The sequence below is a fragment of the Streptomyces sp. P3 genome, assembly GCF_003032475.1.
In the GTDB taxonomy this organism is placed as follows: domain Bacteria; phylum Actinomycetota; class Actinomycetes; order Streptomycetales; family Streptomycetaceae; genus Streptomyces.
This window is the reverse complement of record NZ_CP028369.1, coordinates 9,188,124-9,205,221: the sequence shown is the minus strand read 5'-3', so window position 1 is coordinate 9,205,221 and position 17,098 is coordinate 9,188,124. Positions and strand designations below refer to the sequence as shown.

The window sequence follows — 17,098 nt, the reverse complement described above, 5'->3', positions numbered from 1 at the left end:
GGTGGCCTTCGTCATCGGTGGGCGTCCCAGAACAGGCCCGTGCCGGAGGGCGTGGTGTCGGGCCCGGGCGTACGGCGTCCCTCCCAGAAGAGGGCCCGGCCGGCTCCGCCCGCCTCGCCCCGGACCACGAGCCTGCGGTGCAGCGCGGGCTGCGGCAGCGGTGCACGGCCGCTCTCGCCGTCGGCGGGGGCGGGTGCGAGCAGCAGGTGGGCGTTGGTGCCGCCGTCCGCGAAGCAGTTCAGCGCGGCAAGCGGGGACGACGCCGGCCAGGGGGCGGTCTGTCGGGGGAAGTAGAGCGGTGAGGCGTTCAGGTCGAAGTGGGCCGGCGGCTCCTGACCCGACAGGAACGGCACCTGCTCGCCGTGGTGCAGCATCAGGACCACCTTGATGAACGCCGCGATGCCCTCCGCCGCGAGCGGGTGGCCGATGTTCGGCTTGACCGAGCCGAGCGCGACCCTGCGCGCCGGGTCCTTGCCGTAGACCGCCTCCACCGCCTTCAGCTCCAGCAGGTCGGTGACGACCGAGCCCGAGCCGTTCGCCTCCACCCAGCCGACGTCCTTCGGGTCGTGGCCGCTGCGCCGAAGCGCCTGGGTCATGACCGCCCGGTGTGCCTGGGGGTTGGGTGTGGCCGGGCCCGCCGTGCGGCCGTCGTTGTTGACCGCGAGGCCCTTCAGGACCGCGAGCACCCGGTCGCCGTCGGCACGCGCCGCGGCGAGCGGCTTGAGTACGACGACGCCGATGCCCTCGCCGAGTACCACGCCGGCCGCCCTGCGGTCGAACACGTGGAACCGCTCGCCCGGGTTCAGCAGGCCCCGTTGCCCGAAGACCCGGTGCGCCCTGTCGTCCGCGAGCAGACTCACCCCGGCGACGACCGCCGCCTCGATGTCGCCCGACCGCAGCGCCTGCACGGCCGTGTCCATGGCCACCAGAGCCGAGGAACAGGCGGTGTCGACGACCAGGCTCGGACCTTGGAGGTCGAAGAACTGCGAGACGTTGGCGGCGAGGTAGTTCTGGCCCGCGGCCACCACCGGGTTGGCCGCCGCCCGCAGTCTCCCTGCATCCGGAACCCGACTGGTGCGCCCTCCGACGTACACCCCGATGGGGCGCCCCTTCAGCTCGTCGGGACGGTGGCCCGCGTGGTGCAGCGCGCCGTTCACCTCCTCCAGGAGCAGCAGCGCCTGCGGGTCCATGGCCGCGGCGTCCGCCTCCGACAGCAGGAAGGCGTCCGGATCGACGCGCAGCACGTCCGGGAGCAGCCCGGCGTGGTGTCCGCCCGTGCCGGCGACCGACTCCGGAGCGGGCCGCAGGGCGCAACCGCCCTCCCGCAGCAGTTCCCAGTAGGCGTCCGCCGACTCCGCGCCGGGGAATCGGCACGACAGGCCGACGACCGCGACGTCCCCGGCGCCGCGGGCGGCCGGTGCGGCGGCGGGCGCAGGGACGGCGGGGCGGGCGACCACCGTGTCCGCACAGGACGCCGTGCTCCGGGAGTCCCGGTCGCCGGGGTCCGGAGCGAAGGCGGCCAGCAGCGCATCGGGATGGGACTGCGCCAGGTACTGGGTGAACGCGTCGGCCGTCGGGTGTTCCAGCAGGGCCGAGGGGTCGAGCGAGACGTCCAGCCGCTTCGCGGTCTCCTGGACGAGCTGGGCCACGACGATCGAGTCGACGCCGTAGTCCTGTACCGGCACATCGCCGGTCAGCCTGGAACGGTCGAACCGCAGTTCCGCCGCGAGCCGGCCCAGCAGCCAGTCCGCGGCCGCGTCGCTCACGGCCCGCAGCATCGTGTCCCCGGGCCCGGGTTTCGGCAGGCCGGCCGCAGTCTCCTCGGAAGCCACGGAAGCCTTTCCGCCTGGGTCCAGGTGGCGGTCCGTCAGCCGATCCGGCTGCCATACCGCGTCCGGCCGTGCCACGGCGGGCAGGACCACGCGGGCGCCGCTGCCCAGGGCCCGCTCCAGCAACGCGAGGCCCTGTTCATCGGAGAGCGCGGCCAGGCCGGCGACCCGGTAGGCGGCGGTGCGTACCTCGCCCATTCCGGTGTCCTTCCAGCTCGGCCACTGGATGCTCTGTATCGGCAGCCCGTGCGGCCGGGCCTCGGCGACCGCGTCCATATAGGCGTTGGCCATCGCGTAGTCGCTCTGTCCGACGGCCAGGGCGGGCACGGCGGCGGCGACCGAGGAGTACACGACGAACAGGCTCAGCGGCTCGTCGCGAAAACACTCCACGAGTGCGTCCAGACCGAACACCTTCGGGCCGACGACCCGGTCGACGACGGCCTGCGGCTTGCGGACGAACGCGGGGTTCTGGGCATCGTTGAAGCCCGCGCAGTGGATCACCCCGCCGGTCGGGCCCAGCCGTAGCCTGATGTCGGCGAGCGTCTTGGCCAGGGCCTCCTTCTCCTCCAGCCGGACGGCCAGAACCTCCAGCTCCACGCCCTGTTCCGCCAGTTCTACGAGCGGGCGCAGCCGCTGTCCGAGCGGCCCGCCCTCGGCGATGTGCGCGCCCCACTCCGCCCGGGGCGGCAGCTCCTCACGTCCGGTCAGGACGACCTTGCGCACGCCGTGCCGGGCGACGAAGTGCCGGGCCGTCAGCAGTCCGAGCCCACGGGTACCGCCGGTCACCCACAGCACATGCCCTTCGGGGAAGCTCAGCGGCGCGCGCGGGCCGTCCGGCAGGGGGCGGAGCGCGGCGCGGTGGCGTACGCCGTCGCGGTAGGCGATCTCGGCCGGGTCTTCGTCGCCGGCCAGTGCGCCGAGTTCGCCCACCATCCACCGGGACAGCTGCTCGTCGGTGCAGACTCCCGCGTCCAGGTGCCTGGAGCGGACATGCCCGTACTCGCTCTGCAGCATCCGGTACAGACCGGCCCGGGCCGCACCGCCCAGCAGGTTGGGGCCCCGCGAGACCAGCAGGGTACGGAGCTCCGGTCCGCCCCGGTCGACGAGGTGCTGCAGCCAGCGCAGCCAGACCGGCAGCGTGCCGTGCGCCGGGGGCAGCGCGGGATCGCCGCAGCCGGACAGGTCGGCCACGGCGTCATAGCGCTCCCAGCGGGTGCCGGGGTCGGCGAGGTCGGCCGCGAGGCGCTCCGGGATCAGCACCTCGCTCCCCGGGAGGGCGGCGCTCAGCCGGGCGGCCGCCGCCTCGGTGCCGGGCACCGTGAGGATCGCGGTCAGGCGGGGGAGTGCGGTGCCTCGTGCGGGCGGGGCCGGGATCCACTGCCGGGTCAGCAGCACTCCGGCGGCCGGGTCGGCGGGGGTGGTGTCCGGGACCCCGAGTTCGGCGTCGATCGCGGCGTGGCGGATGTGGTCGCCGGCGAAGGGATAGCCGGGCAGGGCCACCCTGCGGGGCAGCCCCGCCGGATACAGTGCCGGCCAGTCGACCGGCCGGCCCGCCATCCAGGCCTCGGCGTACACGGCCGGGTCGGCGGCCGGGGTGGCGGCCTCGACGGAGCGGCGCAGGTCCACCACTGCGCTGTGGCCGCCGGCCGGAGTACCGCCCGCCGCGAACTCCTCCAGACGGTCCGCCAGTTGAGGCAGGTCATCGAAGAGCACCGCGAACCGGTGCTCCATCGCCTCACGGCCCCATTGCAGGGTCCAGGCGACTTCCTGCGGAGCCGCCTGCGCGCCCTCGCCGCGCAGGTGTGCGGCCAGGCGGCGGGCCTGCGCCGCCAGGCGGTCGCCGTCGCGGGCGGAGAGTACGGCGAGATACGGGCCGGACCCAGCCCCCGGAACCGGTGCTCCCCCGTCACCGGACACGTCGAGGTGTTCCTGGAGGACGACGTGGGCGTTCGTGCCTCCGGCGCCGAAGGAGCTCACCCCGGCGGTTCGGGGACGGTGTGTGCCGTCGGCGAGGACGCGGCGCGGCCAGGGCGCCGCCTCGTTCTGCACGTGCAGCGGCGTGGCCGCGAAGTCGATGTTCGGGTTGAGCCGGTCCGCGTGCAGAGACGGGGCGAACTCGCCGTGCCGCATCTGCAGCAGCACCTTGGTCACGGCCCCGATGCCGGCGGCCGATTCGGCGTGGCCGATGTTCGACTTGACCGAGCCGATCGGCAGCCGTTCGGGCAGGTCGCCGCCGAAGGCGCTCAGCACTCCGGCGACCTCGATCGGATCGCCGAGGGCCGTTCCGGTGCCGTGCGCCTCCAGGTAGTCGAGGTCCGCGGGACGCATCCCGGACCGTTCCAGCGCGGTGCGCAGCAGCTCGCCCTGCGCCTTGGGGCTGGGCACGCTGAACCCCTTGGCCGTACCGCCGTGGTTGACGGCCGAACCCCTGATCACCGCGAGGATCCGGTCGCCGTCCGCCACCGCCCGGTCCAGCCGCTTGAGCAGGACCGCGCCCGATCCCTCGGCCGGCACGTATCCGGTGCCGCCCTCGCCGAAGCTGCGGCAGCGTCCGTCTTCTGCGAGGAAGCCGCGGTGTGCGAGCTGGAGGTATTTCACCGGGTGGGTGGAGACGTTGACGCCGCCCGCCACGGCCGCGTCGCAGTCGCCGTTGCGGATCGCCAGCCACGCCTGGTGCAGTGCGACGAGGGACGACGAGCACATCGTGTCCAGGGCGATGCTCGGTCCGGTGAAGCCGAAGAAGTACGACACGCGGTTGGCCACCGAGGCGTGCGACGAGGAGGCGGCCAGGCCGGTGCCGCGCAGCGCGTCCCGAACGCCGTACAGCTGGTAGTGGCCGTAGGTCACGCCGACGAACACACCGGTGCGGGTGGCACGCAGCCGCTCCCGCGTGCAGCCGGCGTCCTCCAGGAGGTGCCAGACGGTCTCGAGGAAGACACGCTCCTGGGGGTCGACGTGCTCGGCCTCCAGCTGGGACATCCGGAAGAACAGCGGGTCGAAGCGGTCGGCGCCGCGCAGGAAGCCGCCCCAACGGCCGTACGTCCTGCCGACGGCCGACTTGTCCGGATCGTAGAACCTGGCGTGGTCCCAGCGGTCGGCCGGGATCTCCTCGATGCAGTCCCGGCCCTCTCGCAGGTTCTGCCAGAACTCGTCGATGTCGTCGGCCTGCGGGTAGCGGCCGGCCACGCCGATGATCGCGACATCGGCCTGGGCCGTGGCGTCGACCACGGGAGCGGGCGCCGGCGGCTGCACGCCGACCGGATCCCCCGGTTCCCCCGGCTCCTCCCGCTCGGCGAACGCGTCCGGGCGGGCCGCCGCCAGATGGTCGGCCACCTCACGGACCGTCACGTACTCGAACAGCAGGGTCTTCGGCAGCGGGCCGACGTGTTCCTCGAGCCGTCGGACCAGGCTCATCGTGATGAGGGAGTCGACCCCGTAGTGGTCGAAGGGCTCGGTGACGGCGATCTCCCGCTCCGGGAGCCTCAGTTCGGCGGCGAGCAGCCGTAGGACCAGCCGCTCCGCCCGGAGGCGGAGCTCCGCCCCCGGTGCGGGCGCCGCAGACCGCGGCCCCGGGGAACGGTCGTCGAGCGCTGCCAGGATGCGCGCCGGGTCGCCCGGGGCGAGCAGCAGCCTGGGCGCGTTCCCCGCCAGCGCCCGCTCCAGCGCCACGAGACCGGCCGCCGTGCGCACCGGCCTCATGCCGAGTTCGCGCGCCATGTCCTGCTCGGCGGCTGCGGTGATCCGCATTCCACCGTCGGCCCAGACGGGCCAGGCGGCGGCGAGGGTACGGCCCCGTCGTGCCCCCTGAAGGCGCAGTTGTTCCCGCTGCTCGGCGAAGTGGTCGAGGAAGGCGTTGGCGAAGGCGTAGTCGGTCTGGCCGAGGTTGCCGAAGGCGGCGGCCGCGGAGGAGAACGCCACGAAGTAGTCCAGCGGTTCGTCCCGGGTGGCCTCGTCGAGCAGGACCGTGCCGTACACCTTGGCGGCGAGCACGGCCTCCGCGTCCGCGCGTGCCTTGCTGCGCAGCAGACCGTCCCGCAGCACTCCGGCCGCGTGGAGGACACCGCTGACCGAGCCGTACGTCGAACGGGCGTCGGCCACGAGTGCTCGAACCGAGCCGGGGTCGGCGACGTCGGCCAGGACCACGCGGGCTCCGGCCGCCTCGATGCGGGCGCGGGTCTCGGGGCCGGGCGCGGAACGGGCGACGAGCATGATCCCGGCGTCCGGCAGCCCGGCGGCCCGGCGGCCGGCGGCGATGTGCTCCGCCAACAGCAGGCCGAGGGCGCCGGCGCCGCCGGTGATGATGTGCGCGCCCTCGCCCGCGAACGCCGTCCCTGACGCGGCGGGCAGCGCCGTGTGCCGCCAGGCTCGTCGCGTACGGCCGTCCTCGCCGACGCGGACCTCCGGGGCGCCGTCGGCTCCGAGTTCGGCGGTCACGGCGTCGGCCACCGGACCGGCGGCGACGGCCAGGACCCGTACGTCGGCCGAGGGATGCTCGCGGCGCACCGAGCGGACGAAGCCCGCCATGGCGGGCTGGGCCGGCCCCGAGGCCGGGTCGCGGTGGACGTAGAGCAGATGCGGGGTGCTGCCCCGGCGGTGCCGCTGCCAGGCCCGCAACAAGTCCGAGGCGGCGTGGAACCCGTGCTCCACGGCCGCGGCCGTGCCGGTGTCCTCGCCCGCCAGCAGCACGACGTGAAGCCGGCCCGGCGGCACGGCGTCGAGCACGGCCCCCGGCTCGAACCCCGCGTTCAACGACACTCGCCGTACGACGGCCCCGACAGCGGTGAGCGCGGCGGCCACCCCCGCACCGTGTTCACCGGTGTCCAGAACCAGAACCGTGCCGGTGACGGCGTCGGCGGGGGTGTTACGCGGGTCGGGCTCCCAGACCGGGGCGAAGGCGGACACCTCGTCGGCGGGTGACCCGGCGCCGGCGAGCGATCCGGTGCCTGCGGCTGACCCTGTCGAGGCAGACGGCCCGGCGGGAACGGACGCCCCGGAGAGGGCGAGCGCTCCCCCGCCGACGGCTGACCCTGCCGGCGCAAGAGCCCCGGAGACGGCCGGTGATCCGGAGACGGCCGGTGATCCGGCGTCGGCGAATGCCTCGGCGCCGGGGGCCCCGGCGGGCTCGGTGGGCGGTGGGGTGGCCGGGGTCACCCAGTGGCGGGTCCGGGCGAACGGGTAGGTGGGCAGGTGTACCCGGCGTCGGACCTCGTGTCGGGGCGTCCAGTCGACCTCGGCCCCGGTGAGCCATGCGGAGGCGACCACGTGCGGCTCCGCCGTCGCGGCCACGGCCGGTGTCCGGCCGCCCGGCTGGACCAGGCCCGTGCGGACGGCGGATGGGCGGCCATCCAGGTGGGCGGTGAGTTCGGCGCGCAGGGCGTCCGTGTTCGGGGCGACGACGGCGAGGCGGTGGGCCATCGCCTCGCGGCCCGTCTGCAGGGTGTGGGCGAGGTCGCCCGCCGGGATGTCGTGGTGGGACAGGTGATCGACGAGCCGTCGCGCGGAGCGGCCCAGTGCCTCGGGGTCGCGAGCGGAGAGCACGAACACCTGCTCGTGCTCGGGTTCCTCGCAAGGCTCTGGCACGGTGGGCTCCTCCAGCACGATGTGCGCGCCGGCGCCGCCGAAGCCGAAGGAGCTGACGCCGCCGTTGCGGGGCAGTTCACGGCCGTCGGCGGCGCGCGGACGCGGCCAGGGACGAGTGGTGCGGGCGACCTCGAACGGGCCGCCGTCCAGCTCCAGATGGGGGTTCGGCTGTTCGAAGTGCAGGCTGGCGGGGATGGTGCCGCTCCGCAGCGCGAGCACCGTCTTCAGCAGCCCGGCGATCCCGGCGGCCGCCTCCAGGTGGCCGATGTTGGTCTTCACCGAGCCGATCGCGACAGCCGGTCGCCCGTCGGACTCGGCCTCGCCCCGGTTCGCGCGCAGCCGGCGGAAGGCGGAGCTCAGGCCGATCGTCTCGATGGGGTCGCCGAGCGCGGTGCCGGTGCCGTGCGCCTCGATGAGGCCGACCGTCCACGGCTCCACCCCGGCCCGGTGGTACGCCTCGACGAGCAGGTCCGCCTGGGCGTCCGGGTTGGGGGCGGTGAGCGAGGTCGTGCGGCCGCCGTGGTGGACCGCCACGGCCTTGATCACGGCGTGGACGGCGTCGCCGTCGCGGCGGGCCCGCTCGTCCGGCTTGAGCAGGACCAGACCGGCGCCCTCGCCTCGGACATAGCCGTCGGCCCGGCGGTCGAAGGCCTTGCAGCGGCCGTCGGGGCTGAGCATCTCGCCCCGGCTCAGCGCCTCGTACACGGTCGGCGCGAGCATGAGGCTGACGCCGCCCGCGAGCGCCAGGTCGCAGGTGCCGTCCCGCAGTGCCGCGACGGCCTGGTGGACGGCGGTGAGGGAACCGGAGCAGGCGGTGTCCACGGCGATGCTGGGGCCGCGCAGGTCCAGCAGGTAGGAGATGCGGTTGGGGATGACCGACAGCGCCGCGCCGGTCAGCGTGTGGCCCTCGATGCCCCGACCGGCGGCGCGCTGGACCTCCAGGTAGTCGGAGTTGGTGACGGCCACGAACACCCCGACGCGCTTGCCCGCGAGGTCGGAGGGCCGGTATCCGGCGTCCTCGATCGCCGACCATGCCGTCTCCAGCATGAGGCGCTGCTGGGGGTCCATCAGTTCCGCCTCGCGCGGAGAGATCCCGAAGAACGCGGCGTCGAAGCGGTCCACGTCCGGGACGAAGCCGCCCCAGCGGGAGCGGGAACCCGACTGGGCACGCCAGTCCCAGCGGTCGGCGGGGATCTCCGTCACCAGGTCGTCGCCGGCCACCAGATGGTCCCAGAACTCCTCCAGGTCCGTGGATCCGGGGAGCCGGCCGGCCATGCCGATGATCGCGACGTCCCCGCCACGCCGCTCCTCCCCCACGGGCTCGGCCGCGGCCACGGTGGGACGGGGCGCGGCGGCCGGACCGAAGTGAGCGCCCAGCGTGTCGGCGTGGTGTTCCCATAGGTGGTCGGCAAGCGCGGCGAGGGTGCTCCGGCGGTAGAAGAGGGTCGGCGGAACGTCGATGCCGTACGCGGTGCGCAGCTCCACGCTGAGCGTGGTGAAGGTCACCGACGTCATGCCGGCCTCGCCCAGCGGGGTGTGGGCGCCGATGTCGCGGGGGTTGGTCCCGGCCAGGCGGGCGACCGTGCCGGTGAGTTCGGCGAGCAGCGCCTCGACGCGGTCGCCGGTTTCCCCGGCCTCGGCGAGGGGCGCGGGAGGCGTGTGCGGTTCGGAGGTGGTCGTACCGAAGCGGGCCCGCAGTTCGGGCAGCGGCAGTGTGGCCAGGGCGGTGCGGTCGACCTTCTCGTTGAGGGTGCGGGGCAATCCACGCACCCGGACCAGCACGTCCGGAACCATGTGGGTCGGCAGCCAGGCCGCGAGCCGCTCACGCGTCGGCTCAGCGGCGCCCTCCTCGGAGACGAAGCAGGCGAGCAGCGTACGGTCGCCGCCGCTGCCGCGCGCCACGGCCACGGCCTCGCGCACCCCGTCGAGCCGCCGCAGCGTCGCCTCGATCTCCTCCAGTTCCACCCGGAAGCCGCGCACCTTCACCTGCGAGTCGATCCGGCCCAGGTAGACGAGCCGCCCGTCGGCAAGGCGGCGCACGAGGTCGCCGGTGCGGTACATGCGCCCGCGGGGCTGCGGGGCGAACGGGTCGGGCAGGAAGCGCTCGGCGGTCAGATCCGGACGGCCGAGGTAGCCGTCGGCCACGCCGTGGCCCGCGATGTACAGCTCCCCGGCCACGCCGGTCGGCACCGGTCGGCGCGAGCCGTCGAGCACGTACAGGGCGGTGTTGGCGATCGGGGCGCCGAGGGTCACGGGCTCATTCGGGACGAGTCGGCTCGCCGCCGACCAGATGGTCGTCTCGGTGGGCCCGTAGAGGTTCCAGACCTCGCCGTTGCCGGCGAGGAGCGCCTCGGCGGTCTCGGCGGGCAGTGCCTCCCCGCCGGACAGCACCTTCAGACCGGGGTGCCCGCGCCAGCCCGCTGCCAGCAGCATCGTCCAGGTCGCCGGGGTCGCCTGGACGATCGTGGGCGCGATGCGCTCGACCGCCTCCCGCAGCCGCAGTCCGTCGCGGGCGCTGTCGGCCGGCAGCACCTCGACCGTGCCGCCGGTGACGAGCGGCAGGTAGAGCTCCAGGCCCGAGATGTCGAAGCAGATGGTGGTCAGGGCCAGGAGCGTGTCACCCGGCCCGCATCCCGGTTCGCGGGCCATCGACCAGAGGAAGTTGGTGAGCGCGCGGTGGGGGACGCGCACCCCCTTGGGCCGGCCGGTGGAGCCGGAGGTGTAGATGACGTAGGCGGGGTCGTCGGGCCCGGCGGGTCCGGGTGAGGGGGCTGCGGGCGGTTCGTCGGCGCCGTCGGCGAGGAGACTCGGCGTGCTGCCGTAGGCGCCGGGCACGGTGGAGTGGGTGAGCATGAGGTGCAGCCCGGCGTCCTCGGCCATGTAGGCGAGCCGCTCGGTCGGGTAGGCCGGGTCGAGCGGGACATAGGCGCCGCCCGCGGCCTGGACGGCGAGCAGGGCCACCGGCAGATCCGCGTCGCGCGGCAAGAGGACACCGACGGTACGGCCCCGGCCGACGCCGGCCGCAGTGAGCCGGGCCGCGAGCGAGTCGACCCGCTCCTGGAGTTGACGGTACGTCAGTTCGGTGCCGTCGCACCGCACGGCGACCGCGTCCGGGCGGGCCTCGGCCTGGCGGCGCACCAGCTCCCAGACCAGCGTGTCCGACGGGTAGTCGGCGGCGGGCCCGGCCAGCGCCTCGTACTCCTCGGCGGTCAGCGGGTCGAGGCCGCCGACCGCCGTGCCGGGCGCGGCCACGGCGCCGGCCAGGAGTGTGGTGAAGTGGGCGCCGAAGCGCTCGGCCGTGGCCTCGTCGAACAGGTCCGGGTCGTACTTGATCGAGTAGCGGCAACCCTCCGCCGCTTCGACCACCTCCAGGGTCAGGTCGAACTCGCCCTCCTGGTGGACTCCGTCGACCGGGGCCAGCACCAGGCCGCTCTCTCCGAGTCCGCCGCGTGCCCAGTTCTGGAAGTAGAACGCCACGTTGAACGGCGCGGCCGGGGCCGCCGGGTCCGCTCGCTTCAGTTCCTCGGCGAGCGTGATCAGCGGGTACTCGCCATGCTCCAGCGCCTCCAGGACCGTACGGTGGACACGGCGGGTCAGGGCGCGGAAGGGCTCCTGCGGGTCGATGCGCTCGGCCAGCACCACCATGTTCATGAAGTAGCCGAGCACGTCCTCGAAGCCGTCAGCCGGACGGCCCGCGGTCGGGGTGCCGACAGCCAGGTCGCCCTGGTCGGTGTAGCGGTGCAGCACCGCGAAGAAGGCCGCGAGCAGGACGCCGAACAGGGAGGTCTGCTCCGCCGCGGCGAGCGCGCGGGCGCGCTCGGCCACGTCCGGGGGAATGTGTCCGTCCACGCTCGCGCCCCGGAATCCGGGCACGGGCGGACGCGGCCGGTCCAGCGGCAGCGCCACCGCGGTCTGCCGGCCGCGCAGCCGTCCCAGCCAGTAGGCGCGCAGGCGCTCGCCTCGGGCGCCGGCCAGTGTCTCCCGCTGGCGAGCCGTGAAATCGGCGTACGTCCGCGCCGGCCGGTCCGGCGGAAGGGGGCGGCCGTGGGTGACCGTGCGGTAGCCGCGCTCCAGTTCCTTCAGCAGCGCGGCGATGGACACCCCGTCGAACACCATGTGGTGAAAGGTCAGCAGCAGCGCCTGGCGGCCGTCGCCCAAAGTGTAGAGCGTGGCCCGCACCAGTGGTCCCCGGGCCAGGTCGAAGGGGACGCGCAGGTCGGTGCGCATCCGGTCGCGCAGGGCGTCGTCCGCGACGGCCGTCAGGAACACCTGCTGGAAGGGCAGTTCGGGCTCGGCGGCGATCGACACGACCGGACCGTCGGTGCTGGTGCGGACCGTGGCACGGAGTTCCGCGTGCCGGTCGACCAGGTCCTGCAGCACCACGCGCAGGGCGAGCAGGTCGGCGCCGGGGTCGAGCCACAGGGCGAGCGGCAGGTTGTACGCGTACGTGCCGGGCGCGATCTGTTCGATGACCCACAGCGCCCGCTGTCCCTCCGACAGGGGGTGCGTGGCGGCGACGGCGTCGGAGCGGGGGCGCAGCACGGCTTCGGCCGCGACGCCGGCGGTCGGCGAGGTGACGGCCCCCGCCGCGTCCTGGCTCTCCGGTACGGCGGTTCGCGTGACGTCGGCGAGCCAGGTGGCGGTCAGATGGGCGGACAGCTCGCGCAGCGTGGGGCGCTCGAAGAAGTCGCCGAGCGGAACGGTGACGCCGAAGGCCTCGTCTACGGCGGACACGATCTTCATGCCGCTGAGCGAGTCGAAGCCGTAGTCGGCCAGCGGACGGTCGGGGTCTATGCGCTCCTCCAGCTTCAGCACGCCCTCGACGAGCCCGCGCAGTCGCTCCGCCGCCTCGTCGGCGGCGGCGCCTCCAGCCGCGGGTGGCGTGGGCGCCAAAGCCGTGACCGGGTCAGGGGCCGGGGGCGCCGGCGGGGTCGCGGCGAGCACCAGGCCGTCGCTCTCGGCGACCAGCACACTCTGGCCCAGGGCGGTGTCGTCCGAGCCGAGCGCTCCGACCGGCGCGTAGCCCTCTTCGTGCAGCAGTCGGATCCAGGACTCGGGCGAGGCCAGCGGCGAGTCGGGCAGGCGCAGTTCGCCGTCCTCGAACGCCCACCAGCCCTCCAGCGGACCGCCGCCGATGGTCAGCAGCGGTCTGACTCCGGTGAGTTCGTTGAGGACGAGCCAGCCGCCGGGCCGCAGCAGGGCCTTCGCCCTGCGCAGGGTGGCGCGCAGGTTGCGGGTGGCGTGCACGACGTTGGTGGCCACGACCAGGTCCGCCGAGGCGGGGATGAAGTCCTGTTCCAGCAGGCCCCGTTCGAGGTTGAGCACCTGGAAACGGGCGAACGGGTAGCGAGCGGCGAAGCGTTCACGGCCGTGTTCCAGGAAGCGGGGCGAGATGTCGGTGAAGGTGTAGCCGACGCGGTCCGCGTGCTCGGCCAGGACCGGCAGCACCCGCTCGCTGGTGGCGCCGGTGCCGGCGCCCAGCTCGACGACATCGACCGTGGCGCCGGCCGGCAGGTGCGGCAGGCGCAGGTCCAGGAAGCGGCGGACGGTCTCGCCCACGAGCACGTTGAAGGAGTCGGTGAGCGGGTTGCCCTTGTAGAAGTTCTGCACGAGCTTCATCGACGAACCGGGGAACATGATCTCGGTGGCGCCGACCTCGCCGCGCAGGATCCTCGGGTACTCCTCCAGGAAAAGCCGGTTGAGGGTGACGGTCGGCTCGATGTCCGGGTAGGCCGCGCAGATCCGGCCGAACTCCGCCTCCCGGTCCCCAGGGGTCTTCTGCTCCACCGCGTCCACCGCGGCGGCGGTGACGACATGGTCGCCGTCGCGGGTGAGGTACCCGGCGTCGGTCAGGATGTTCAGCAGCGCCTCGTGCAGGCGCCGGTACTTGTCCTGGATGCGCAGCCGACCGTGCAGCTCCGCGCGCTGGTGGCGCTCACCCGCGTGCCGGAAGACGCCCATGCGCCGGTAGACGTCGAGGAGCGCGGGCGCGGAGACGGTCTCCAGTTCCTGGTAGCCGGCGACGACGCGGGCGGCGGCCGGATCGACACCGGTCTGCGAGCGCAGACCGGCGAACGCCTCGGCCAGGGCGGGCGCGTGGCCGCCGGCCATCGCCTCGCCGTCGTACGCCGGATCATGGCCCATGGCCTCGAGCGCGCGATGGCCCGCACGGATCGGCATGACCTGCGCCAGGCTGCTGTGAAGGACCCGGCGCAGCGCGGCGATCCCCTCCGCCGGGGTGAAGGAGCCGATGCCCAGGCCGGCGAAGATCTCGGCGAGCCCGGACCGGGTGCCGGAGCCGACCTGGCCCCAGTAGCCCTGGTTGACGACGGAGACCGGGAACGGCAGCCGGTCGCGCAGGAAGTGGGCGTAGGCGTCCTCGGTGGCGGACGCACAGGCGTAGGCGCCGTTGCCGGCGAAGCCGCCGAAGGAGCCTGCGGAGGAGAAGTAGGTGAGGAAGTCCAGCGGTTCGCCCGCGACGGCGGCGGCCAGCGCCGCGGCACCGACGCTCTTCACGGCGGTCACCGCGGTGAACGTCGGGTCGTCGAGATCGGCCAGGGCATGGTTGTCGAAGACCATCGCGGCGTGCACGACGCCGTGCACGACGCCGAAACGGGAGTGCGCCTCGGCCACGGCCGCCGCCAGGTCGGTGGCGGAGCAGGCGTCGCCCCGGACATGCGCGACCTCACCTCCGTACGCCCGGATCCGCGCGATGTCCGCCTCGAGTGCGGGCGTGAGCGCGCCGCGACTGAACCAGACCAGCCGGGCCCGGTGCCGTTCGGCGAGGTGCAGGCTCAGCTCGCGGGCGATGCCGCCGGTGCCGCCGACCAGCAGGTAGACGCCGCCGTCCCGGAACACCGGCTCCGCCTCGGGCAGTTCGACCCTGCCGAGCCGGCGCGTGTAGCGCACCCCGGCGCGCAGTGCCACGGTGCGGCCCGTGCCGTCGAGCGGTTCGGCAAGGAGGGCGTCGACCAGTGCTCCCGGGTCCCGTTCGGCGTCGGCCCAGGCGAAGTCGAGGCCGACCGCGCGGAGCCCGGGCCGTTCCTTGGGCGCGACCTGGAGCATGCCGTGCAGGCCGGCCGCGAAGGGGTTGCGCACCGTGCTGCCCGCGACCCCGTACGCGTCGCTGGTGACCACGACCTGCTGCCGCGCGCCGCCGTCCCGCAGCAGCCGCAGCAATGCGAGGGGGCCCGAGCGCATCTTTCGCGCGGCCTGTTCCTCGCCGAGCCCCTCCCCCGGTCCGGGGTGCACTCCGCCGAGGTGGTAGACGAGGTCGGCGCCGGTCGTGCGGGCCGTCCAGTGGTCGCCTGCCGGTCCGTCCAGCCTCACGCACTCCACCCGGCCGGCGGGCAGGCGCGCGGCGAGCGCCTCGCCCAGCCAGGCCGAGTCCTCGGTCGTCAGGACGACGACCCGCCGGGGCGGTAGCGGGGCCGGCTTGGCCGGCGCCTCGGCGCGCACCCATACGGGGCGGTAGAAGTCCGGTGGTTCCAGGGCGGATCGCGCGGGCTCCCGGGTCTCGGGACGCGGTGCCGACGGGGCCGGGATCCAGCACCGGCGACGGGCGAAGGGGTAGGTCGGCAGGGCGATCCTGCGTGCGCCGGGCGGGGTGACGCGCGACCAGTCGGGCTCGGCGCCCACCACCCAGTGCGCGGCCACGGCCGTCAGGTCACGGACGGTCAGCGCGCGGTCCAGGTCGGCCGTGTCGGCGGCGGAGCGCGACGTGCGGGTGGCCTCGGCCCGGCCGGTGACGAGCCGCGGGTCGGGGCGTCCCGCCGCGTACGTCTCCAGCAGGGCGGCGGCCTCGGCAGGCGAGGCGGTCGTCAGGGCCAGGCGGAACTCGTGGGCCGTCCGGCCCGACCGCAGGGTGTGCCCGATGTCCGCGAGGCATGGGCCGTCGTCGGTCGCGGGTGCTCCGGGGTGGAGCACGGCGACCGCCCGGGCCACGGCCTCGACGGTGTCCGCCGTGGTGGCGGCCGGGGGCAGCCCGGCCCCGAACTCGGCGGCGAGCAGGGCGTGGTAGCGGGCGCGCTCGGTCACGCCGAACCCGTACTCGGCGAGGTCGGCGGCGGGGCTGATCAACCGCGGCTCCACACAGACCGTTTCGGCCGCGAGGCGCAGGCAGACGGAGCGGACCTCCGCCGTCGCGTCCGGTTCCGTGACCGGGCCGCGCGCGGCGCTGCGGCGCAGCCAGGCCGCCAGGTCGGCCGTGTAGGCGCGCAGGCGCTCCTCGGTCTTCGCGGACAACACCAGCAGGTGTTCCCCGCCGTCCGCCGGGCGGTCCACCGATTCCGTCGGCAGGTACTCCTCGACGAGCACGCAGGCGTTGGCGCCGCCGCCGCCGAACGAGCTGACGAGCGCACGCCTCGGCAGCTCCCGCCCGTCGTCGGTCCCGTCCGGTCCGGGCAGGCGCGGCCACTCCGCGAGACTCTGCTGCACGTGGAAGGGCGTGGTGGTGAAGTCGATCGCCGGGTTGGGGCGCTGCGAGTGCAGCGACGGGGCCAGCTTGCCGTGCCCGAGTTGCAGCAGCACCTTGGTCAGGCCGGCGATGCCGGCGGCGGACTCCAGATGCCCGATGTTGGTCTTCACCGATCCCACCGCGACGGTGGGCCGTTCGGCACGCCGTCGCGGATCGATCCGCCCGCCGAAGGCCTCGACCAGGCCTGTGATCTCGATGGGATCGCCGAGCGGGGTGCCCGTGCCGTGAGCCTCCACGTAGCCGACCGTGTCGGCCGTGACGCCGGCGCGGCGCAGCGCGGCGCCGATCACCCGGGACTGGGCCGCCGAGCTGGGCACGGTGTAACCGCCCGTCTTTCCATTGGCGTTGACGGCCGAACCCCGGATCACGCCGAGAATCCGGTCCCCGTCCGCGACCGCTGCCCGCAGCGGCTTCAGCAGGACGGCGCCGACGCCCTCTCCGTCGACGAAGCCGTCGGCGTCCGCGCCGAAGGCCTTGAGCCGGTCGCCGCGCGAGATCATGCCGTGCTCTGCCAGCGAGCCCAGGTGTCCCGGATGCAGGATGAGGTTCACGCCGCCCGCGACCGCCGCGACGCAGTCCCCGCTGCGGATGCTCTCGCAGGCCAGGTGGACGGCGGTGAGCGAGGCGGAGCAGGCGGTGTCCACGGCCAGGCTCGGCCCGGTGAAGTCGAGGACATAGGAGACCCGGTTGGCCACCGAGTAGTGCGCGGAGCGGGCGCCGTTGGCAGCGCCCAGGGCGGTCGCCTCGCCGCCGAGCCATTCGTAGTCGTTGTTCATGACGCCGACGAACACACCGACCGGGCCCCGGGCGGCGAGGGTGGCCGCAGGGATGCCGGCGTCCTCCAGGGCGGCGGACGCGGTCTGCAGGAACAGCCGCTCCTGCGGGTCCATCGCCTCGGCCTCCGCGGGCGAGATGCGGAAGAACAAGGGGTCGAACATGTCGGCCTCGTCGATGAAGCCGGCCCACCTGCTGTCACCGCCGCGCGTCCCGCCGGGGCCGTGGTGCGCGTCGGCGTTCCAGCGGTCGGCGGGCACCTCGCGTATGCAGTGGCGGCCGTCGGCCAGGTTGTCCCACAGTTCGGTGACCGTGCCGGCCAGCGGATAGCGGCCGGCGACTCCTACGATCGCCACTCCCTCGCCCGCCGGGGCCGGGGCGGTGGCCTTCAAGAGGCTCAGCAGCAGCTTTCGCTTGTCGTCCACAGTTGCTCTCTCTC

Annotated in this window: 1 protein-coding gene; it reads right to left on the bottom strand. The window is 74.3% G+C overall.

The genetic code is table 11. The features are described 5' to 3' along the window. Positions 1–11: 11 nt before the first annotated feature. Positions 12–17,084 carry a non-ribosomal peptide synthetase gene (locus C6376_RS40830; protein ID WP_216825670.1) on the bottom strand — a complete coding sequence of 5,691 codons (17,073 nt, stop codon included), beginning with the start codon at positions 17,082–17,084 and terminating at the stop codon, positions 12–14. Between the last annotated feature and the right edge of the window lie 14 nt (positions 17,085–17,098).